25 protein-coding genes are annotated in these 19,589 nt (G+C 45.1%); 7 read left to right on the forward strand and 18 right to left on the reverse strand.

Annotated features, from left to right (window positions below):
• Positions 1-76: 76 nt before the first annotated feature.
• Positions 77-367 carry a HesB/IscA family protein gene (locus K339_RS0103630; protein WP_028522396.1) on the reverse strand — a complete coding sequence of 97 codons (291 nt, stop codon included), beginning with the start codon at positions 365-367 and terminating at the stop codon, positions 77-79.
• A 99-nt stretch (positions 368-466) separates the two neighbouring features.
• Here K339_RS0103630 and K339_RS0103635 point away from each other — a divergent pair, with 99 nt between their 5' ends.
• The gene (locus K339_RS0103635; protein WP_028522397.1) at positions 467-991 is read left to right on the forward strand and encodes a DUF7935 family protein; all 525 of its coding nucleotides are present in this window, start codon (positions 467-469) and stop codon (positions 989-991) included.
• A 48-nt stretch (positions 992-1,039) separates the two neighbouring features.
• On the opposite strand, the gene K339_RS0103640 is transcribed toward K339_RS0103635, so the two are convergent.
• The 10 genes from K339_RS0103640 to K339_RS0103690 all read right to left on the reverse strand — a co-directional run bounded on the left by K339_RS0103640 (position 1,040) and on the right by K339_RS0103690 (position 8,814).
• Positions 1,040-2,227, reverse strand: coding sequence for a T9SS type A sorting domain-containing protein (locus tag K339_RS0103640; RefSeq protein ID WP_028522398.1), 1,188 nt, complete (start codon positions 2,225-2,227; stop codon positions 1,040-1,042).
• A 110-nt stretch (positions 2,228-2,337) separates the two neighbouring features.
• Positions 2,338-3,783 carry an anthranilate synthase component I family protein gene (locus K339_RS0103645; protein ID WP_028522399.1) on the reverse strand — a complete coding sequence of 482 codons (1,446 nt, stop codon included), beginning with the start codon at positions 3,781-3,783 and terminating at the stop codon, positions 2,338-2,340.
• A gap of 216 nt (positions 3,784-3,999) precedes the next feature.
• On the reverse strand, positions 4,000-4,587 hold the full coding sequence (locus K339_RS0103655) for an outer membrane beta-barrel protein (RefSeq protein WP_028522401.1): 588 nt from the start codon (positions 4,585-4,587) through the stop codon (positions 4,000-4,002).
• A gap of 23 nt (positions 4,588-4,610) precedes the next feature.
• Positions 4,611-5,165 (reverse strand): YqgE/AlgH family protein, encoded by a 555-nt coding sequence (locus tag K339_RS0103660; RefSeq protein WP_028522402.1) that lies wholly within the window; start codon positions 5,163-5,165, stop codon positions 4,611-4,613.
• A 60-nt stretch (positions 5,166-5,225) separates the two neighbouring features.
• Positions 5,226-5,942 carry a Dph6-related ATP pyrophosphatase gene (locus tag K339_RS0103665; protein ID WP_037299144.1) on the reverse strand — a complete coding sequence of 239 codons (717 nt, stop codon included), beginning with the start codon at positions 5,940-5,942 and terminating at the stop codon, positions 5,226-5,228.
• Positions 5,939-6,529, reverse strand: coding sequence for a DUF6580 family putative transport protein (locus tag K339_RS0103670; protein WP_028522404.1), 591 nt, complete (start codon positions 6,527-6,529; stop codon positions 5,939-5,941). The genes K339_RS0103665 and K339_RS0103670 overlap by 4 nt, the downstream gene beginning before the upstream one ends.
• Positions 6,530-6,645: 116 nt before the next feature.
• Entirely contained in the window at positions 6,646-6,867 is a 222-nt protein-coding gene (locus tag K339_RS0103675; RefSeq protein ID WP_013927448.1) for a DUF2795 domain-containing protein, read from the reverse strand.
• A gap of 140 nt (positions 6,868-7,007) precedes the next feature.
• Complete coding sequence (locus K339_RS0103680) at positions 7,008-7,505, reverse strand: NADH-quinone oxidoreductase subunit C (RefSeq protein WP_028522405.1); 498 nt, start codon at positions 7,503-7,505, stop codon at positions 7,008-7,010.
• Between the two features lie 20 nt (positions 7,506-7,525).
• Positions 7,526-8,050 (reverse strand): NADH-quinone oxidoreductase subunit NuoB, encoded by a 525-nt coding sequence (gene nuoB / locus K339_RS0103685; protein ID WP_028522406.1) that lies wholly within the window; start codon positions 8,048-8,050, stop codon positions 7,526-7,528.
• Positions 8,051-8,106: 56 nt separating this feature from the next.
• Complete coding sequence (locus K339_RS0103690; RefSeq protein WP_028522407.1) at positions 8,107-8,814, reverse strand: phosphatase; 708 nt, start codon at positions 8,812-8,814, stop codon at positions 8,107-8,109.
• A gap of 114 nt (positions 8,815-8,928) precedes the next feature.
• Here K339_RS0103690 and K339_RS0103695 point away from each other — a divergent pair, with 114 nt between their 5' ends.
• Entirely contained in the window at positions 8,929-9,369 is a 441-nt protein-coding gene (locus K339_RS0103695; RefSeq protein ID WP_028522408.1) for a DUF2147 domain-containing protein, read from the forward strand.
• Between the two features lie 60 nt (positions 9,370-9,429).
• The gene (locus tag K339_RS0103700) at positions 9,430-9,996 is read left to right on the forward strand and encodes a precorrin-2 dehydrogenase/sirohydrochlorin ferrochelatase family protein (RefSeq protein ID WP_028522409.1); all 567 of its coding nucleotides are present in this window, start codon (positions 9,430-9,432) and stop codon (positions 9,994-9,996) included.
• Positions 9,997-9,999: 3 nt separating this feature from the next.
• Here K339_RS0103700 and K339_RS0103705 read toward each other — a convergent pair whose 3' ends face one another.
• A complete protein-coding gene (locus K339_RS0103705) occupies positions 10,000-10,323 on the reverse strand; it encodes a hypothetical protein (RefSeq protein WP_028522410.1) in 324 nt (107 codons plus the stop codon).
• A gap of 76 nt (positions 10,324-10,399) precedes the next feature.
• Here K339_RS0103705 and K339_RS0103710 point away from each other — a divergent pair, with 76 nt between their 5' ends.
• On the forward strand, positions 10,400-11,386 hold the full coding sequence (locus tag K339_RS0103710; RefSeq protein ID WP_028522411.1) for a glycosyltransferase family 9 protein: 987 nt from the start codon (positions 10,400-10,402) through the stop codon (positions 11,384-11,386).
• Here K339_RS0103710 and msrC read toward each other — a convergent pair.
• Positions 11,364-11,864, reverse strand: coding sequence for a free L-methionine (R)-S-oxide reductase MsrC (gene msrC, locus K339_RS0103715; RefSeq protein WP_028522412.1), 501 nt, complete (start codon positions 11,862-11,864; stop codon positions 11,364-11,366). The two genes, K339_RS0103710 and msrC, sit on opposite strands and share 23 nt — an antisense overlap.
• 177 nt (positions 11,865-12,041) lie before the next feature.
• Between msrC and K339_RS0103720 the strand changes: the two genes are divergently transcribed.
• Positions 12,042-12,284: a hypothetical protein gene (locus K339_RS0103720; protein WP_037299148.1), complete on the forward strand. Its 243-nt coding sequence runs from the start codon at positions 12,042-12,044 to the stop codon at positions 12,282-12,284.
• Between the two features lie 19 nt (positions 12,285-12,303).
• Complete coding sequence (locus tag K339_RS0103725) at positions 12,304-13,332, forward strand: VWA domain-containing protein (protein WP_028522414.1); 1,029 nt, start codon at positions 12,304-12,306, stop codon at positions 13,330-13,332.
• On the opposite strand, the gene K339_RS0103730 is transcribed toward K339_RS0103725, so the two are convergent.
• The 5 genes from K339_RS0103730 to glmM all read right to left on the reverse strand — a co-directional run bounded on the left by K339_RS0103730 (position 13,329) and on the right by glmM (position 18,942).
• A complete protein-coding gene (locus K339_RS0103730; protein WP_028522415.1) occupies positions 13,329-14,522 on the reverse strand; it encodes a S8 family serine peptidase in 1,194 nt (397 codons plus the stop codon). The two genes, K339_RS0103725 and K339_RS0103730, sit on opposite strands and share 4 nt — an antisense overlap.
• A 189-nt stretch (positions 14,523-14,711) precedes the next feature.
• A complete protein-coding gene (locus tag K339_RS0103735) occupies positions 14,712-15,320 on the reverse strand; it encodes an OmpH/Skp family outer membrane protein (RefSeq protein ID WP_028522416.1) in 609 nt (202 codons plus the stop codon).
• Between the two features lie 218 nt (positions 15,321-15,538).
• Positions 15,539-16,927: a vanadium-dependent haloperoxidase gene (locus tag K339_RS0103745; RefSeq protein WP_028522417.1), complete on the reverse strand. Its 1,389-nt coding sequence runs from the start codon at positions 16,925-16,927 to the stop codon at positions 15,539-15,541.
• A 110-nt stretch (positions 16,928-17,037) separates the two neighbouring features.
• Complete coding sequence (locus K339_RS0103750; RefSeq protein WP_037299150.1) at positions 17,038-17,529, reverse strand: gamma carbonic anhydrase family protein; 492 nt, start codon at positions 17,527-17,529, stop codon at positions 17,038-17,040.
• A gap of 12 nt (positions 17,530-17,541) precedes the next feature.
• A complete protein-coding gene (gene glmM, locus K339_RS0103755) occupies positions 17,542-18,942 on the reverse strand; it encodes a phosphoglucosamine mutase (protein ID WP_028522419.1) in 1,401 nt (466 codons plus the stop codon).
• Between the two features lie 139 nt (positions 18,943-19,081).
• Here glmM and K339_RS0103760 point away from each other — a divergent pair, with 139 nt between their 5' ends.
• Positions 19,082-19,531 carry a DUF8785 domain-containing protein gene (locus K339_RS0103760; protein ID WP_028522420.1) on the forward strand — a complete coding sequence of 150 codons (450 nt, stop codon included), beginning with the start codon at positions 19,082-19,084 and terminating at the stop codon, positions 19,529-19,531.
• The last annotated feature ends 58 nt before the right edge of the window (positions 19,532-19,589 follow it).

Raw genomic sequence — 19,589 nt, forward strand, 5'->3', positions numbered from 1 at the left:
TCCACAACCCTCCCTAAAATCGTGCCAAAAGTTACTTTTATCAAGAAGTATTAATAACTATCTCGCTGTCAGCTAATTATTTTACGACCGTAAAGCCTGCCCCATTGTCAGTTTCTTCAAAATCGACTTCCGTGCCTATGACATACATCAAGTGACGTTTGTCGATTATTACTTTGATGGCGTCAATTTCATACACTTGGTCGTGTTCGGTAGGCGTATCAAATCCTAACAAAAACTGCCCAACGCACCCGCCACCTTTCATTCCAACGCGCAAACCGTAGCTGTCAGGTATTTTATTGGCCGTAAGGGTGTCAATAATTTCGCGTTTTGCCGTCTCTGAAATCCGAATAGGTTGAGCGTTTGTCATGTTGTTTTGTACGTTTGTCGCTACCCGACGCACTATTTTGGTGATACTTTGCGTTCTTTGCGGGAATAAACCTTGTGTAGGTAATCAAACAACAAATCAATGGAAATCGTCACCGACTTATTGAAAATTATTCTTCCCTCCTCACTTGTTTTGTACGCTATGTACCTAACTGTAACGGCATTTTTGAAAAAACAATTGACCGAAAAAGAAGTAGAGTTACAGCGTAAAAACGTAGAAATTGCGTTGCCGATTCGTTTGCAAGCATACGAACGAATGTGTTTGTTTTTGGAGCGAATTACGCCCAACAATCTACTCATTCGTACCAATGGAGTAGCTACGCAAGCCATTGAATTTCAACAAATTCTTTTGCACGAGGTTCGAGAAGAATTTAACCATAACCTATCGCAACAGGTTTATATGAGTCACGATGCGTGGGAGCATGTGCGTTCGGCACAACAAGAAGTAATTACGCTCATTAACCAAGCCGCCGCAGAAGTAAAACCTGACGCCGCGCCGATTGATTTGTCGAAAAAAATCTTTGAAAAAATCGTTCAAGAAAACCGAAACCCAACGGCATTGGCGCTCAAGTTTGTCAAGGATGAAATTCAGCGGGAGTTTATGTAAAAGAGGGAAATAAAACATCTCGAAAGTTCAAAACTTTCGAGATGTTAGCTAGCGAGTAACCCATAATTTTTGAGAAACACGACCTCGGTCTGGCGTTTGGTACGTCATAAAATAAAGCCCATTCTCAAGGGTTTTATGGGGCCTAATTGTAAGGCTATTGTTAGAAGTTGCCTGAATATCAAACGGAATTTCTTGTCCCAACATCGTTATCAGTCGCAAACGGTCAAGCTCAAGATTATCAAACTGTAGGCGTACACTGCTGCCATCCGATGGGTTGGGATAAATGACAAACTGCGTTGCCTCGGCCTGAGGGCTAACAGCGATAATTTTTGAATAGTCCGACGTGCCGTCTTTGTCCACCTGCTTGAGTCGGTAATAATTGACGCCAGGGAGCGGTGCTTCGTCCAAAAAGCTGTAATTAATCAATTGACGAGAGTCGCCTGCGGAGGTAAGTTTCCCAATCGTAGCAAATTCTTTTAAATCGGTACTCCGCTCCACGTTAAAATGGCTACTGTTGATTTCGAGCGCCGTTGCCCACGAAAGTCGTACGCGTTCAGCTTCTGCTTTTCCCCGAAAATACATCAATTGAACAGGGACAATATTTGACCACGATAGACTTGACAAGAAAATACTTTGGGTACTAAGTGCACCATTTCTTGCGTCACTTCCACTGCCATAAGTGAGTGTAAAACGTTTTACGCCGCTATTACGAAAAGAGACCGTTGCGCGGGTGGTGTCTAAGGGGTCGGCATTGAAACCAGACAATACTTTAATGTGCGCGGCAGTCCCGTTGGACAAATAAGCTGTACTGGGATTGTACGTAATTGTGGGTACAACCCCCGTGTTTTTGTCATCGTAAGCTTCGATTGCCACGCGATCTTGGTAGTTACTAAAGCTCAACTCGCGGTCGATTCCCAATAATGCAAACGATAAATTTGTGACGGGGTCGCTAAAAGTGAAAGAAATCGTAACGACCTGCGTACGGCTTCCGAGATTCATACTCAACCACAGTCCCCGCGAGTCACTACGTGGGGTGTTGTTATTAAAACGGTTGGTTGATCCTTGAATGTTGGCTGTTACGGTTACGGGAGGTGTACCTAAGTTCGTAAAGGTTTGTGACAATGACCCGTCGGGAAGCCATTTGGTTGTTTCTGATTCCGACGTTAGGTCAACAAACCCCTGCCCAAACGAAAGTTGAGTGCAAAGTACCGCCAACAAAACCAATAAACCCCTCATAAATCGTAAACAGTTACACATTCTCGTTGTTATTTTGATTCTACAAAATATATACGTAAGAAATGAAACAAAGATAGTTAAACTTTGTAAAAAAGTTACATTAAGCTTTTTTACAATTCATTAGCAAACTCAATTGCCTTTCTCAAGGCGGCTAGTTTGTTATTCACTTCTTGCATTTCAGAGGCAATATTTGACTTGGCCACAACTCCCATGCCAGCTTGGTAAAACAAAGTATTGTTTTTACTCAAAAATGTACGAATCGTAATGCAGTGATTGAAGTCTCCGTTGAAACTAATATGCCCAAGTGCGCCGCCATAAATGCTACGATTGGTACGTTCGAGGCGGTTGATGATGGTCATGGCGTTGTGTTTGGGAGCGCCCGAAAGCGTTCCTGCGGGGAAGGTATCTGCCACAAGCTGAAGCGGATTTACCCCTTCACTCATCTTGCCTGTTACTTTTGAAACAAGGTGAATGACGTGCGAGAAAAACTGAGCTTCTTTGTAGGTTTCTACTTTTACCACGTCGCAGCTACGGCTCAGGTCGTTGCGAGCAAGGTCAACGAGCATGACGTGCTCGGCCGTTTCTTTGGGGTCAGCGGCTAGTTGACGGGCCAGTTCGGCGTCTTTTTCGTCGTCGCCCGTGCGGCGGAAAGTACCCGCAATGGGGTGGATTTCGGCGTGGCCATTTTTGATGAAGATTTGTTTTTCGGGTGATGAACCAAATACTTTGTATCCGCCAAAGTCAAAGAAAAACAAGTAAGGCGAGGGATTAACCGAACGCAAAGCACGGTAAACGTTGAACTCGTCACCTTCAAATTTTTTGCTAAATCGGCGAGAAGGAACAATCTGGAAAACGTCGCCGCGCAAGCAGTGGTTGATGCACTGTTGGATAATCCCCTCCATTTCGGGGTCGGTTACGTTGCTCTGTTCACTTTCTTGGGCTTTAAAGCGGAAAGTAGCCATTTTAGGCGCTTTTACAATCATTTCGAGCGAGTCTAAGTCCATACCCATCGACTTGCTATGATTCGCGTCGTCGCGCGTTACGCCATAATTGTGTTCAAAAAGATATACTTCGTCTTTGAAGTGGTTGAAGGCAATCACAAACCGATACACCCGATACACCATCTGCGGAATGGCATTGTCAGGGGTTTTGTCTTGAATCTCAATGTCTTCAAAATACTCCACCGAATCGTAGGTAATGTGCCCAAACAAGCCGCCGTTGATGAAAGGGTGTTCGTTTTTAGGAGCGTCGAAGCGTTGAATAAAATCATGCAACGTCTGCATGGCCTGTTTGCGACGAGGCAAGCGGAACGTTTCTTCGCTGCCATCAGGAAAAGCTTGAGTAACAACGTCTTCATCGATGACAAAAGAAGCAACGGGGTCGCAAGCGATGACGCTAAAGCCGTGTTCCATGCCGTGATACTCGGCACTTTCGAGCATTACAGTGTAAGGAAACTTATCGCGAAGTTTGAGATAAACGCCCACGGGCGTAAGCATGTCACCTAGCAATTTTCTGCTTTGGGTACTGATTTTGAAGGTAGTGTCGGTGGTTGTCATGTATCATTTGAGATTGAGGTGCATAAAAATAAAAAGCCCGCTGTTTGATGAACAGCGGGCTTTTTTGGGTAAAAAAGTGAGCATAGTGCTATCTGTTCATCTCGGAAAAGAAGAACGCCACCACCAGCTTGTATTTTTTACGTTTGGATTCATGTCACAAAAGTACAATCGTGTTTTAAAAAACCAAATTTTTATTTTGAGAGGTATTGAGAACCCTTACTTTTTCTTGTAGAAGTTATAGATGACCGATACCTGCAACGTGCGATTGTAGAGTGACTCCGTGCTGGTGCTCGAAATATTGGTAAAACCGTGTATATAGCGAAGGTTGAGGCTAAAGTCTTCGGCCATGTCCATAAAATCAAAGCGAAGCCCAGAGCCTAAACTAAATTCGTTTTTACGAAGGGGAACAATCGTGTTTGGGTTATGAAGCAAGTAGCTGATTTCGGGGGCTACTTCCAACGTAAGACCTTCGGTGATGGTGTAGCCTACCGTTGGCACAAAACTTCCGTAGTTAAAGTTGTTGCGAACTACCTGAAACTCCCCCTTGAATGTTCCACCGCGTACAGAAAGTTGTACTTCGGGCTGGAAAACCCATTTTCTATCGGGTGTACGATAACGAAAAAATACGCCCAAATTAGGGTGTGATTGGCGTTTGAGGCTGTAAATAAAGTTTGGAGAATAGGTACTTCGCGCAATGTTCAAGCCTGCCTTTACCCCAAAATGTGGTTTAAGATAGAGCGTTTGGGCTGAAGCACCGAAGGTTAAAAATGCGAAAAAAAGTAATAATTTGTGTCTCAAATTCATTGTGATAGTTATTAAATAGTCTTCTAATTCAAGCTAGGGTCGGTTGGATAATGTGATTTGACCCTATACTCGCCTCCCATTCGTCTCAAAACTGCTCTCCACAGCTGTTCGGAAGGAGTGTCAAATAAAAATGATGGATCTGCATCGGCAACAATCCACGCATTTTGGTTGATTTCTTCCTCCAGTTGTCCTCCCGACCAGCCTGAATACCCAATGAAAAAACGTATATCTTGCTCGGTTATTTTGCCAACGTTGAGAAGGCTTACAATTTGTTCAAAATCACCACTCCAGAAACAGTTTCCGCCTACAGGAATGGCGTCTTCAATAAACGGGAGTTGGTGTAAAAAATGCAAGGTGTTTTGCTCGACGGGGCCACCTAAGTACAACGGAAGGTTGTTGACAACGGGCTCGCGCAAAACGTCGTTTAAGCTCAAATTGGTGGTTTGATTAAGAACTAGCCCAAACGTACCTTGCTCGTTGTGCTCGCACATAAACACAACACTTCGCTCAAAATTGGAGTCGCCTAAGAAGGGTTCTGCAATCAAAAGTTTTCCTGTAGTGGGCTTTTTTATTGGCACAATCTTCGTCTGTTTGTGAAATAAGACTTTTCAGAAGACAAAAATAAGGTTTTTTCTTGGCTACTGAATAGGCATTAGGGGAACTAAGTCGGTAAAAAAATAAGTAGTCGTGATGGCGGAGCCTTCGGCGGTGGTATAATGGTAGGTTTTTTCGACCGTTTCTTCGATTTGAAAACGGATTGGTTCTGAAAAATAAGGGGCGTCAAAAACAAAGGTATGAAACTCTCCATTTTCGCCGCAAGGGTCGATGTGTGAAGGTAAATCTTTGACAAAATCGGCATCCAATACCCGTCCGCAAAACGATTTGTCGAGCACATCGCCATTGATACTCACGACGATAGTTTGAAAACCGTTTGCCCAAAATTCACCTAATAATTCGAGCGAAGCCCGTTTCCACAAGGGAAAAACGCCCGTTAACCCCAGAGGTCGCAATCGTTCTTCGCGGTGTTGCCGAAGGTCTTCCAAAAAAATATCACCAAAGACTGAATGCGTGATGCCCGATGCTACCAAAGGCGTCAATGTCTCAGCCATAAGGTGGTGGTATTCTTCCATCGAAACGGTTTCGGGCAGCCGAAGCTTGACGAGCGGTAGCCCTATCGCCTGCGCTTGTTGGTCAAGAAGTTCTGCTCGCACACCGTGCATCGACACCCGCCCATACGCCTCATTGACGGTCGTCAATAGCTGCGTTACTTGCATGGTGGGCTGTTGCAAAACGTGATAAAGAGACAAAGCAGAATCTTTGCCTCCCGACCAGTTCATGAGGGTTTTGTGCTTCATTTAACCACTGATAATTGTGGAAAACGAACTTTGAGTAATTCAAAGCTTCCAAAGAAAAGCGCACTGTAGGCAAGCGTACCTGCTAGGAAATTGCGCATGAAAGGAAAACCTTGTGCCAATGCTTGTTGTAGCCCAGCCCAGTCGCGACTGAGGGGGAGCTGCGTGCGAATGTCTGTGCCGCCGCTTAACCAGACCGTAAAATCAGATAAAACCCAATGAGTGACGGCTGCCGCAATGCTGGCCACGACAATGTTTTTGAGGCTTACCTTTTTTAAAAGTACGTTGCCAAGGAGGACAACCAACGCAAAAATGCCATATACCCAATACCAGCCGTCGTAAATAAAACCATATTGGCCGCCATAAATCACGTTATTGATGACCATATCGCTGATAAAGAGCGTCAGAAGAGGGAAAAACAAGGCTTTCCCGCGTTGCGAAAAATAAGCACCCGCAAATAGCCCCATGGCTCCAATGGGCGTGAAGTTGGCGATGGCTGAAGGCTGTGCTACGTTGATAATGCGAATCAAAGCAAGGACAAGAATGAAGCACAGGAGGGTGGTAAAACGAGGATTGATTGATTGTTTCATATTTTTTTGATAAATGGTATAGAAAAAAGGGAAACCCTCTCTTCGGCCTTATCAAAACAAGGCAAAAGAGAGGGTCAGCAAAGTCGCTCTTTAACTGAAGACTACAGAGAAATAGATCAGTATTCGTCTTCGTTGAAGAAGAAGTCGTCTTTGGTAGGGTAATCTGGCCAAATCTCCTCGATACTTTCGTAGGGTTGGCCATCGTCTTCAAGTTCTTGAAGGTTTTCGACTACTTCTAACGGTGCTCCTGTGCGAATAGCAAAGTCAATTAGTTCATCTTTTGTAGCGGGCCAAGGCGCGTCTTCTAAATAGGAGGCTAGTTCCAATGTCCAATACATACTCTCTTCCTTTTATTGGTTCTAAAATAGGTTAATTATCCAGTCGAATCGTGAAAATCCAACGTTTTTGGGCTGGAAATTGTTGCGAAGGATAGTATTTTTTTTGAATATGTCAAGAAGTTTTTTTTAAGCCTTGATAATCAATAAATTACTTTTATGCCATGATAGAATTCTTGCGCTTGGTAGTCCTTCCGAAGCGGGTGCCCATGCCAATCGTTGGGAAGTAGAATGCGCCGCAAGTCGGGGTGGTTCTCAAAGAAAATTCCTACCAAATCGTACGTTTCCCGCTCGTGCCAATCGGCCGTTCGCCAAATGGAGGATACCGAAGGGACCTTGGGCGGTGTGCCATCAGCAGGGCGCTCAACGATGACTTTGATGGCTAAATTATGCTCGTACGGAATCGACGTCAAATGATAAATCACTTCCATCGTGTTGGCCGTAGGGCCATTGTCGATGCCCGTAATACAAGCCAAGTAATCAAAAAACAGGCGTTCGTCGTTGGCCAAAAACTGACACAACTCCAACAACTGGTTTGCCTGAATTTGCAGAATGGGTTGGTTGGCTTTTTGGTTGACGACCGAAAACGAATCTATCCCAAATTGTTCGGTCAGTACCTGCGTTATTTCTGAAAATATCATGGAGAGATGGCTCAATTAGGCTACACGTTTTCTTTTTCTATTTCGAGCAAAAGCGTAGGTGCGAGCGGGTGTTCGTTGCTAATTTTTTCCTGTAATTTCAAAAACCCACCAATCAATGCCTCGGGGCGCGGTGGGCAGCCTGGCACATAGACATCCACGGGGATAATTCTATCTACTCCTTTCACAACGTGGTAGCCGTGTTCCCAATAAGGCCCGCCGCAGTTGGAGCAGCTTCCCATCGAAATCACGTAGCGAGGCTCTGGCATTTGCTCATAAAGGCGTCGGATACGGTCGGCCATTTTGAAGGTTACGGTTCCTGCCACAATCATCACGTCCGACTGGCGAGGCGAAGGTCGTGGAAAAATCCCGAAACGCTCAAGGTCGTAGTTGGACGCGTACGAGGCCATCATTTCGATGGCACAACAGGCCAATCCAAATCCCATCGGCCAGAGCGACGAAAGTCGCGACCAATTGAGCAAGTCTTCGACGCTGGTGACAATCACCCCGCCATCTCCTGTTTTGAGTCTATTGTTTTGTAAATCCATGCTACGCGTTGTCGGAGTGCTAAACTTTGACAAAGTTAGGTAAAACGTTGTGAAAGTTAGACGGACTGGGGTTCAAATTGGCCGTTGACAAGGGTAAAAAACTGACTTTGAATGGCTTGTCGCTCGGTGAGGTAATTGTTGTAATGAGGATAAAACCGCAACCGTTCGTCGATGGTTTGGTCGTGAACTCCCTGTAAGCCAAGCATCAACTCACAACCTTCGCGCACAGCAAAATTTCCGCCGTCTTGGGCTGTAATATAATCAACAAGCTTGTTTTTGATGACGTACTGCTGAAAAAGTGGGTTGCCTTTGTGGCGTATCAAAATCCGAACGCCGCATTGCTCGGCGATGGACAAGTCGAGGGCATCGTCAAAAAAGAAAGCTACTTCGCTGGCTTTCAGTCCTCGGCTGCTCATAAAATGTTCGAGTGCTTCGATTTTATGTTTTATCCGAAAATAACAAGCATGGTAATGTTCTCGTTGCACAAGCTGAAACGACAGCAAATTTCGCTCACCCGAAATGACCGCCGTGTAAGGCATAGACGTTTGCGAAAGCCACCAGCCAAAACGCAAGAGGTTGGTTCCCATGGAGTCAACTTCGCTAAAATTGCTGCTGCCTTGTTCGTTTTTGGTGCCGTCGTTAAAGACGCCGTCCCAGTCAAAAATAAAGGCTTTGACCGACGATAGTTTTTCGGCCAATTCAGAAACTGGCGTAATAAATTCTCCCCCAAGTTGGGTAAAAATAGCGCTTATGTCAGAAGTCATAAATAAAAAAATACTACAAAAGCTTTGTATAACAATATTTTGAGTCGGTGGTTGTATCTGTAATAAAAACCGAAGAACTTGCGTTCGTTATTCAAACTAAAATCCAAACTCGAAATGAAAAAAGTAAAAGTAGTGCTTTTCATGACATTTTTGTCGCTTCAACTCTTCGCACAAGGAAATCCAGATGCTTGTTTAGGAACGTGGTTGACGGGGTCTAAAAAGGGGCACGTCCAAATCTATAAACAAGGTGACAAGTATTTTGGTAAAATTATTTGGCTCAAAGAACCCAACGATGAAGCTACGGGCAAACCCAAGTTGGACAAAAATAACCCAGACGCCGCAAAGAAATCGCGCCCGATTTTGGGCATGATTAATTTGAACAACTTTGCTTATGATGGCAACAACGTGTGGGAAGGCGGTAAGATATATGACCCTGAAAACGGAAAAGAGTACAGTTGTAAAATGAAATTGGTAAGTGCTAATCAGCTCGACGTAAGAGGGTTTATTGGCGTGTCGCTCATCGGGCGCACCGATAATTGGACAAGAGTTAAATAACGAATGAACAATATCAAAGGAAAAGGTTGTTTCAAAAGAGCAACCTAAAACAACAAACTCGTGAATACGCTTTTTCCTATTTTTTTGAAATTAGAACAACTTCACGTACTCATCGTAGGTGGTGGGTACGTGGGGTTGGAAAAACTAACGGCCGTGTTGGCCAATTCTCCCCAAACGCAAGTAACGCTCATTGCCCCCGAAATCCGCGAAGAAATTAAAGAATTGGCGGCTTCGCACCCCAGCGTTGAATTGATTTATGCTCGTTACGAACCGCATTTTTTGGAAGGTCGCGATATTGTGATTGTCGGCACCAACGACAAAACAGTCAATCACCAAGTACAGCAGGATTGCAAAGCCCGTAAAACTTTGGTCAACGTAGCCGATACGCCCGAGTTGTGTGATTTTTATTTGAGTTCGGTCGTAAAAAAGGGTGATTTAAAGATTGCGATTTCGACCAATGGGAAATCGCCGACCTTCGCCAAACGCTTTCGAGAGGTGTTAGAAGAGATTTTGCCCGATTCGCTGCAAGCAACGCTGGATAACTTGCAACAAATTAGAAATAAACTCAAAGGCGATTTTCAGGATAAGCTCGAAAAACTCAATGAAATCACCAACGTGATGAAATAATGCTTAAAACAGATTTAGCGAAAAAGCCTTGTCTTTGAAAACAAAGAAATAGAGCAGTCCAAACAAGATGAGATAGCTGATGATGAGCCACTTCTTCTTTTGTTCAAATTCTTGGTGGTGGTGGTAGTAGTCGTAATACATGGACGCGGAGAGACCAAAAATCATGAAAAATCCACACATGACGGCGCAGTGGATGCGGTACGCCACAAATTCGTGGAGAAAACTTGCTCCCAACAAAATGTAAAGAAGCCACAGACCAAAACCTGTACGGTATAAATAGACGCTCAAACGGCGGTCGTTTTTGATGTCAAAAAGTTTATCTAACATAATTCGGAAGGCTGTTTTTTAGTAAAATTAGTTAGTTTTGTAGTAAAAGTCAAGTTTCTACGAACCCTATACGTTCATGCCATTAAAAGTCTTGGTGATTCGGTTTTCTTCCATTGGTGACATTGTGCTGACGACGCCCGTGGTACGATGCCTCAAAACGCAACGTCCTGATATTGAACTCCATTACGTAACCAAGGCTTCGTATCGGTTTTTGATTGCCGATAATCCCTACATTGACAAAATTCACGTGCTAGAAGAAAGCCTTTGGGGGCTTATCGGGAAGCTGCGGCAAGAGAAGTTTGATGTGGTCATCGACTTGCACAATAACCTCCGTACCCTCCAATTAAAAACGGCGTTGGGAGTCGAATCGTATAGTTTTAATAAGTTAAACTGGGAAAAATGGCTGTTTGTCAACCTCAAGGTGAAGGCCATGCCCAATGTCCACATTGTCGATCGGTACCTTGATGCCACTCGCAAGTTGGGGGTCGTCAACGATGACCGAGGGCTTGATTACTTTATTCCTTACAAAGACATCATTGAACCCGATTGGTTGCCTATCACGCACCAAAATGGCTATGTCGCCTACGCCATCGGTGGGCAACACGAGACCAAAAAACTGCCGCTGGTGCGGATGATTGAGCTCTGTCAAAAAATTAATTATCCGATTGTGTTGTTAGGGGGAAAAGAAGATGCCGAAAATGGAGAAGCGATTGAGCAGGCGTTGGGAAAAGAACGGGTCTATAATGCGTGCGGCAAATGCAATTTCAACCAGTCGGCGTCGCTAGTGCAGCAATCGAAACTGGTTTTTAGCCATGATACAGGTCTGATGCACGTGGCGGCGGCTTTCAAGAAAAAAGTGTATTCGATTTGGGGAAATACCGTACCCGAGTTTGGAATGTATCCTTACCAAACCAACTTTGTGATTCTGGAAAACCGCCAATTGGATTGTCGTCCGTGCTCTAAAATTGGCAATAAACGTTGCCCCAAAGGACATTTTAAGTGCATGAACGAGCTTTCGCTTCAGTTTGAAATCAAAGAGCTTAAACCACAGCAGCGGCCATAAGGCGGCCAATCAGCGCGGTGATTTTTTCCAAGCCTTTGGCGTCCACTTCTGAAAAATCATTGAGTTGATCGCTGTCAACATCAAGCACCATCGCTACTTCGCCGTTCACATCAAAAACGGGTAAAACAATTTCTGATTTTGAGGCCGAACTGCACGCAATGTGCCCAGGGAATTCTTCTACGTTGGGTACAATGATGGTTTCGCGGCGGGTATAACAAGCACCACAAACGCCTCGATGATACTGGATGCGGGTGCAAGCAATCGGGCCTTGGAAAGGGCCAAGTACCAGTTGCCCGTTTTTAGAGATATAAAACCCTACCCAAAAAAATTGAAATGCTTCTTTGAGCGCTGCCGCAATATTGGCAAGGTTGGCAATGAGGTCAGTTTCTCCTTCCACAAGGGCTTCAATTTGTGGATAAAGGTGCTCATAAATAAGAGCGCGGTCGGTTGTTTGCGGAAGATGAAGTGTTTCGGCCATAAATGTTGTAGTAGGAAATGTGTTTTACCAGTTTATTATAGTCTTGATAGGATTTGCTAATTTTACAGTGCCATAATGGAAGGGGTTGTTGGCTTTGGTTGTTTTGTTTCCTAGGAACATCGCCAATTTAATCCTTGTTCCTGCGTTTTTGTCATGAATGAATAAAAAAATAGCGCAATGAAAATACTTTTTAATATCATCCTCATCTTCATTATGTTGGTGGCTTTTGTCCCCGCGTTTCGCCGCTTTATGTTTTGGTTGTTGGTGGGGCGTCAGTTGGTCAAAGAACAACGTAAAAATACCCCAACGGCCCAACAACGTCGTGAGGGAGAGATTAGGGTAGAGAAAAAACCTTCAAATTCGGACACATCGCGTTTCGACGGCGGTGAATATGTGGACTACGAGGAAGTGAAAGACTAACCCTTTCTTTGGATATATTATGTGGGACTGGCTTTCTTTGGAGTGGTTTACGTTGGCAAAACTACGCGCATTTTCGTGGACACATCCGTACTATTTGTACGGTATTTTGGCCATTCCCGTGGCATTTTGGCTACGAAATGTGTTTCATGCAGGGGCGGTTCAGCGGCTGGGAATCACATTTGTCGATAAAGATGCGCCCAGAAGCTGGTCGGTGGCGCTGCGATATTTGTTCCCTTTGACGGGTTTTCTTGCCCTAAGTTGTTTGCTGATAGCACTTGCGCGTCCACAATTAATCAACACTTTGACCGAACGAGATGCCGAAGTGATAGACATCATGCTGGCTTTGGATATTTCGGATTCGATGTTAGAAAAAGACTTGCCCCCCAACCGCTTGGCATCGGCCAAAAGCGTTGCCAAATCGTTTATTGGCGGTCGTTTACAAGACCGGGTGGGGTTGGTGGTGTTTGCGGGAGAAGCATTTACGCTTTGTCCGCTTACCAATGACTACGAACTGATTTATGGTTTTTTGGAGGAAGTCGATCACCGCATGATTACGGTGGCTGGAACGGCCGTGGGGAGTGCTTTGGCGGTTTGTATCAACCGATTGCGGGAAAGTCTGGCGAAGTCAAAAGTTGTTATTTTATTGAGCGACGGCGAAAACACCGCAGGGAATCTTGACCCGACCACCGCCGCGCAACTTGCCAAAGCCTTTGGCATACGGGTTTATACCATTGCCGTTGGTAAACCATTTATTAGCAGAGCTGTACGCGATTCTGTAGGAACAAAGCTGGTGCATTCGGTAGCCGACGAAGGTACGCTCAAAACCATTTCTTCTACCACCAATGGCCATTTCTATCGAGCTACCGACAATACCACGCTTGCACAAGTGTTTCGCCAAATTGACCGACTGGAACGAGTCAATGTTAAAAATCGGCGTTACCAAGAAGTCAAAGATTATTACCGAATTTACCTTAACTGGGCGATTACCTTTTTGTTAGGCTTACTGCTGCTCAAGGCCACTTTCGTCGCCAACGTCTTGGAAGATTAATTGTCCACCACCGCTACTGCCACTTGCGTTTTGCCCGCCCTGGCAATGGGGTCAGCCGTGCCGTCGGGGTCGTTGGTGGCCGTACCCGATGTCGGGATATTTACTCCTTTGATTAAAAGTAAACCCGCCACGTGCGGTGCCGCCATGGAAGTGCCCGAGAGAATGGCATAACGGCCATTGGAATAGGTGGAAAGAATACGAACCCCGTAGGCGGCGACATCCACGGCGTCGTTGCCATAATTGGAAAAGCTCGCAAAACGTCCCGTACTATCTACCGCTGATACCGTGAAAATATTGCTGTGATTAAGTCTCGCGGGCGAGAAACCGCTGGCAAGCTTGGCGTCGTTTCCTGCGGCAATGGAAAACAAAATTCCCAAATTTGCGGCAGCCTGCACTTCACGGTCGAGGGTGGTTGAAATACCCTCTAATCCCAAACTCATATTGACGACGTCGCCTGCCTTGCCATTTTGACGGATGTAAGAAAGTGCCGAAATTACGCTCGACAGTCGCCCTTCGCCTAACTGGTCTAGTACTTTGAGCGCCACTATTTTGGCGCCCGACGCAACGCCCATTACGCCTAAGGTGTTGTTTTTTGCCCCAATAATACCCGCTACGTGGGTGCCATGGCCGTTGTTATCTTCGGCAGTAGTGATGCCGCTGATGAACGATTGACTGCGTTGGGTGTCGATATTGAGGTCAGGATGGTCGAGGTCAACGCCCGTATCAATGACCCAGACGGTTTTGTCTTGGAAGTTCTCTCCATTGCCATACCCTGTTTTTCTGACGTTCCAAGTAACAGAGGTCGAACTTACTACTTCTAAACAAGAACATAAGCCGATTTTTCGGTCGGGCTCAACGAGCTCTATGCTAGGGTCAGTTTGGAGGGAATGAAGTTCCGTTGGGGTGAGGCTGGCAAAAAAACCTTCGCGGTGTCCTTTGAAGGTGGTACGAATAGCTTTTGAGGAAAGGTTGTATTGCTGCCGCAGTTGGTCAGAAACGGCGGCTATTCGGGCAGTAGTTCTGGACGTGCTGGAAACCTCTTTGAGCGTAATGATGTATTCACCATCAATAATATCGCCGCTGGTGGCGGAAGCAGTCACGAGGCAATCAGCCGAGGGGGCCGTTGATGTAATTTCACGCTGACAGCTTGCAAGCCCTACCAAAGTCAGGAGTACGGTTACTTTTTTCATTTCGTGTTAAGACGGGTTGGTTAAGAAAAAAGTAAACGTAATGGGTCATAAAGAAGCGACGAAGAGGTGAATGAAGATTGGTAAATGGTTTGAAAATTAACGCAGTTGTCCCTCAAAAATTGTTGTATAAACAAAAAGCGGCAGCACTTCGATGAAGAAATGCTGCCGCTGTTGAAGCCTAAGACGTGCTTATTTTTTAGCTTTAGCTGCGTCTTTTTCTTTGTATTCTTTGTTAAGTCCTTCTACGATTTTCTTGGTTACGTCAAGGCTGGCATCGGCAAACAAAATACCGCCACCTTTGCTGTAGCCCAATACAAACTCATAGCCACTTTCTTTGTTGTATTTTTTGATGTAATCGAAGATGTTGGTATAAAACTCTTCTGTTTTCTTCAAACGTTCTTCTTCCAACTTACGAAGTTGCTCATCGCGGTATTTGGTAATGTCTTGCTCTTCTTTACCTAACTGCGCTTGCGCTGCTTGTGCTTGATCTTGCGAAAGAGCTCCTTGTTGGGCACGTTGTTGGAAGAAAGCCACTTTATTTTGGAACGTGCGTCCTTTGTTAGCTAGGTCGTTTTCCAACTGAAAGCCTTTACTTTCAAACTCTTTTTGAAAGTCTTTGTAATAATCATAGTTTTTGAGAAGCGAATCAGCTTGCACATAAACGATTTTTTTGCCTTTTGCGGCATCAGGAGTGCTGCTGCTATCTCCCCCCGAAGAGTGATGTTGGAAGTGTTGGTATCCCAAAAAAACGACGGCCAAAGTCAAAACTGCATTCCAAATAAGTAGTCCGTTTTTCACTGTAAAATTGTTTTAAAGTTTTTAAAAGTTGATCGTAAACAAGTCTCTTTCATAGTTAAATTTGTAAAGAGTTGATTTCCAAAAATTTACTTTAAAATGAAAGGAGATAGTTCCAATGGTGACAAAAATAGAAAAAACCATTCCCTTAAAAAAACTTTCGCTCACCAAAAGGACATTTGCCTTCGTGGTGAGCGAACAGACTGTATAGTAAGTGGTCGTTATTTTTTCCAAGCCAGGGCATTGATATATTGCCCTACTTTTTTACCTTCTTTCAGGCCAGTGTCGTTGTCTTGGAAGGTATGAATACCGCCAAGAAAGCGCGAATAGGCTGATTCAGAAGCGGCTTCTTGGAGCGATTTAAAACTACGGGCTTTAAAATCAACGTTTCGTTTGGTGTCTTTTACGCGTTTCACGTGGGAGTCATCCACAAAGGCAAAGGAAGTTCCGAAAACACCTTCTAATGCTACAGCCGAAGCCGATGACTGCGTGGCATGGCCTGAGGCATAGCCAGGAAACGGTGGGGCTGGCCAGAACGGCACCCAACTTGGGTCGATAGCACGGCGCACAAAAGTATAAGGACGTTCGTTGTTGAACGCGTATTTACATTTCCAGCAAATGATAAAAGCGTCGGCTACAGCAATACCCGTGCGGGCAAAGGCTTCTGCGGCTTTGTCTAACTTAACGTTGCTCGTTTTAACCGCAATTTTTGCAATATTATATGAGTGACCGGGAGGCGTAAATGTCTCGCTTGGGTCGTCGGCCCACCAGATTGAGATTTCTTTTTCGGTTTGGGTGAGGCTGATGTTTTTCTTGTAAACGTCGTAGTATTGTTGGAAATAAGGCGAGTTTACCTGCGTCGAAATTGTCAGAGGCGCTGGGGGTATTAATAGTCCGTTGGCCGCGATGAATGTACGGTTTTGTCCCCAATACGGTAGCATCGGGATGGTGCGTCCGTTTTCGGTTGGCTGCCACGACCCTGGAAAAACAGGGACTTTGTAGGTGGCGGGGAAATTGCGCGTAAATCCTTCGTGCCCACCGTCGCTTTTTGACCAGTCAAAAATGGCCTTTCCGATGGCGTATCCAAATGCTTCCGAACGCTCTACAATGGCTTGACTGCTACCCGTAATGAGTTCATTACGAATGACTGTGCCGAGCGAATCAATTTTCTTTTTGGTAGCTTCGTTGGCAGTAGGCCAAAGGTTTTTGGCCATATAAATTTGAGCTGCATTGGCGCTGGCTGCCCAGTTGTATTCTTGATTAGCTTCAGGGACGGGTAGGTCTGTTAAACCATTTAATTGCTTGACCAATGAACGATTGTCCTTGATACCTGGCACAACAGCTTCGTACATGGCTACTCCTGCATACCCCAAGGCGCGTGCGGCTACAGGTGGCGTAAATCCAGTGCTATTTTGCGTAAGTGTCAAATCCATTTCGGCCCACTTGGTGGCTACGTCAGCACTGTAGGTTTCGGTTCCTTTTGAATTGGCAGTAGGTTCGACGGGATCTTGAGAAGCGTCGCGACAACTATATATCGTCAGAGCAACCAAAGCGGCAACCGCTGTGGGTAATTTTCTTCTGAGCGACTTAAAAAATAGACTATTTTTCATACTTATTCGTCTTTGATAGGTAAGGCGTATAACGAAAAAGTGTATATCAAAAACAATGCCAAATGAAATAAACGTTTGGCAAAGAGGGTATTAAATAAAGTATCAGTTGTTTAGTGTACTAGTGGAAACGTGCCTTCTGCGTGTTTATACGCCATTTCGACGTAGTGAGCGGCACTTTCAAGAAGTTTTTTGGCATAGGTTTCGGGAAGTTGCTTGATGATTTTCCCTGGCGTACCTACAACCATCGAAAAATCAGGTATTTCCATGCCCTCAGTCACAAGGGCATGGGCGCCGATGATGCAAAATTTTCCAATTTTGGCGTTGTTCAGAATCGTTGCTCGCATCCCAATCAACGAGCCATCGCCGACAATGGCACCGTGTACAATCGCTCCGTGCCCCACCGTGACATCTTCACCAATGATGGTTGGAGAACCAAAATCCGCGTGAAGAACGGCCGTATCTTGGATGTTGCTACGGGCGCCGATGCTGATTTTTTCCACATCGGCACGAATCACCGCGCCGTACCAAACCGATGCCTCTTCGCCGAGGGTTACTTGGCCCATCACACAGGCAGTAGGAGCAATGAACGCAACGCGACTCATGAGATTGTCGATTTATAAATGATTGGAAATGACTTCCTTAATATCATTGATGATTTTTTTGGCAAGGTGGTTGGCCGTAGATTCCGTTTCGGATTCAGAATAAATCCGAATGATGGGCTCGGTATTAGATTTGCGCAAGTGAACCCACTCTTTGTCAAATTCAATCTTTACACCATCGATGGTATTAACGGGATTTTTGGCGTATTTCTGGCTAATTTTTTCAAGCACCTTGTCCACGTTGATGTCAGGTGTGAGCTCGATTTTATTTTTAGAAATAAAATAATTGGGGTATGTACTTCTAAGAATAGAAATTGATTTCCCGAAATTAGCCAAGTGGGTTAGGAACAACGCAATCCCAACAAGGGCATCGCGGCCGCTGTGTAAAGCAGGATAAATAATTCCTCCGTTGCCTTCGCCACCGATGACGGCATTTTGCGCTTTCATCATTTCTACAACATTCACCTCCCCTACCGCAGCGGCAAAATACTGCGCTCCTGCCTTGAGCGTAATGTCACGGAGCGCACCCGTAGATGACAAGTTAGAAACCGTATTTCCGAGGGTATGCTTCAATACATAGTCGGCCACGGCGACGAGGGTATATTCTTCACCAAAGGGAGAACCATCTTCACAAATCAAAGCCAAACGATCGACGTCGGGGTCAACAACGATACCGAGGTCGTAGTGGCCGCGTTTGAGCTCGCTGCTGATTTCGATTAAATTTTCGGGAAGAGGCTCAGGGTTGTGGGCAAAGTTTCCCGTAGGCTCGCAGTTGATGAGTTTGATGTTTTCCTTTTTTACGCCCAAAGCTTCTAACAGCATTGGTACGGCAATCCCCCCCGTTGAGTTTACGGCATCGACTGCGATTTTGAAATCTTGCGTGGCAATGGCCTCTTTATCGACCAATGGCAAGTCAAGAATCAACGCAATGTGTTTCTGAAAATAAGTGTTATCTGTTCGGTAGCTTCCTAATTTACGGACTTCGACAAAATCAAAATCTTCACTTTCGGCCAAAGCGAGTACATCGGCCCCGTCTTGACCCGAAATAAATTCACCCACACTGTTGAGGAGTTTGAGGGCATTCCATTGAATCGGATTGTGGCTTGCCGTGAGAATAATGCCCCCTGCGGCACTTTCGAGCGGTACGGCAATTTCTACCGTCGGGGTAGTTGAAAGTCCTAAGTCGATTACTTCAAACCCAATACCCTGAAGGGTAGAGGCCACAAGCTTAGAAACCATTTCGCCCGAAAGGCGTGCATCACGACCGATGACAATGCGTAAATTACTGGGCTGAGAGCGTTTGAGCCAAGTTCCAAAAGCTGCTGCAAACTTTACAACATCAATAGGCGTAAGCGAATCTCCCGTCTTACCTCCAATCGTACCACGAATACCCGAGATTGATTTTATTAGAGCCACTTTATTTTATTTTTTTGCTGTCTTATGATGGGGTCAAAAGTAGTAATTTTTGGTCATAAACAGGTGCTTCTTGCAAAATCCAACGACTTTTACGAAGTTCGCCCTTTAATCTGTTTAACACTCTAATTTTTACAAGATTATGCGTAAGTGGCTCTTTCTTGTGATTTTCTTCCTGATTTTAGGAGGAATTTTCTATTATGTGACATTTGGTTATTACAGCGACGGTACGCGCGTAGGCTCATTGGTAAAATTGAGCCGCAAAGGATACGTTTTTAAAACTTACGAAGGTCAGTTGATGGTAGGAGGAATGTCGGATGGAACGGGGACATTTAATTCTACCACTTGGGATTTTTCAGTGGATGGAGACAATGAAGCGGTGGTAAATGCCCTAAACGAGTCGCAGCGGACAGGGCAAAGGGTGTCGCTTCATTACGAAGAGAAGTTTTTTAAGCTTCCTTGGAATGGAGATACAGAGTATTTCGTCATTTCGGTGGAGTTAATTCCTGCCCCAAACGTTCCTCGACAGGTACTACCTACGCCGCAACCTGAACCACAAACGGCTCCTGTGGATACGACTAAAGCGATTTAATTTATTGACCCAAAAAATACATTGTCGAGGCATCAGCGCTTCGACAATTTTTTTCTAT

Origin of the sequence: Runella limosa DSM 17973, from assembly GCF_000482465.1 — a bacterium.
Taxonomy (GTDB): Bacteria; Bacteroidota; Bacteroidia; order Cytophagales; family Spirosomataceae; genus Runella; species Runella limosa.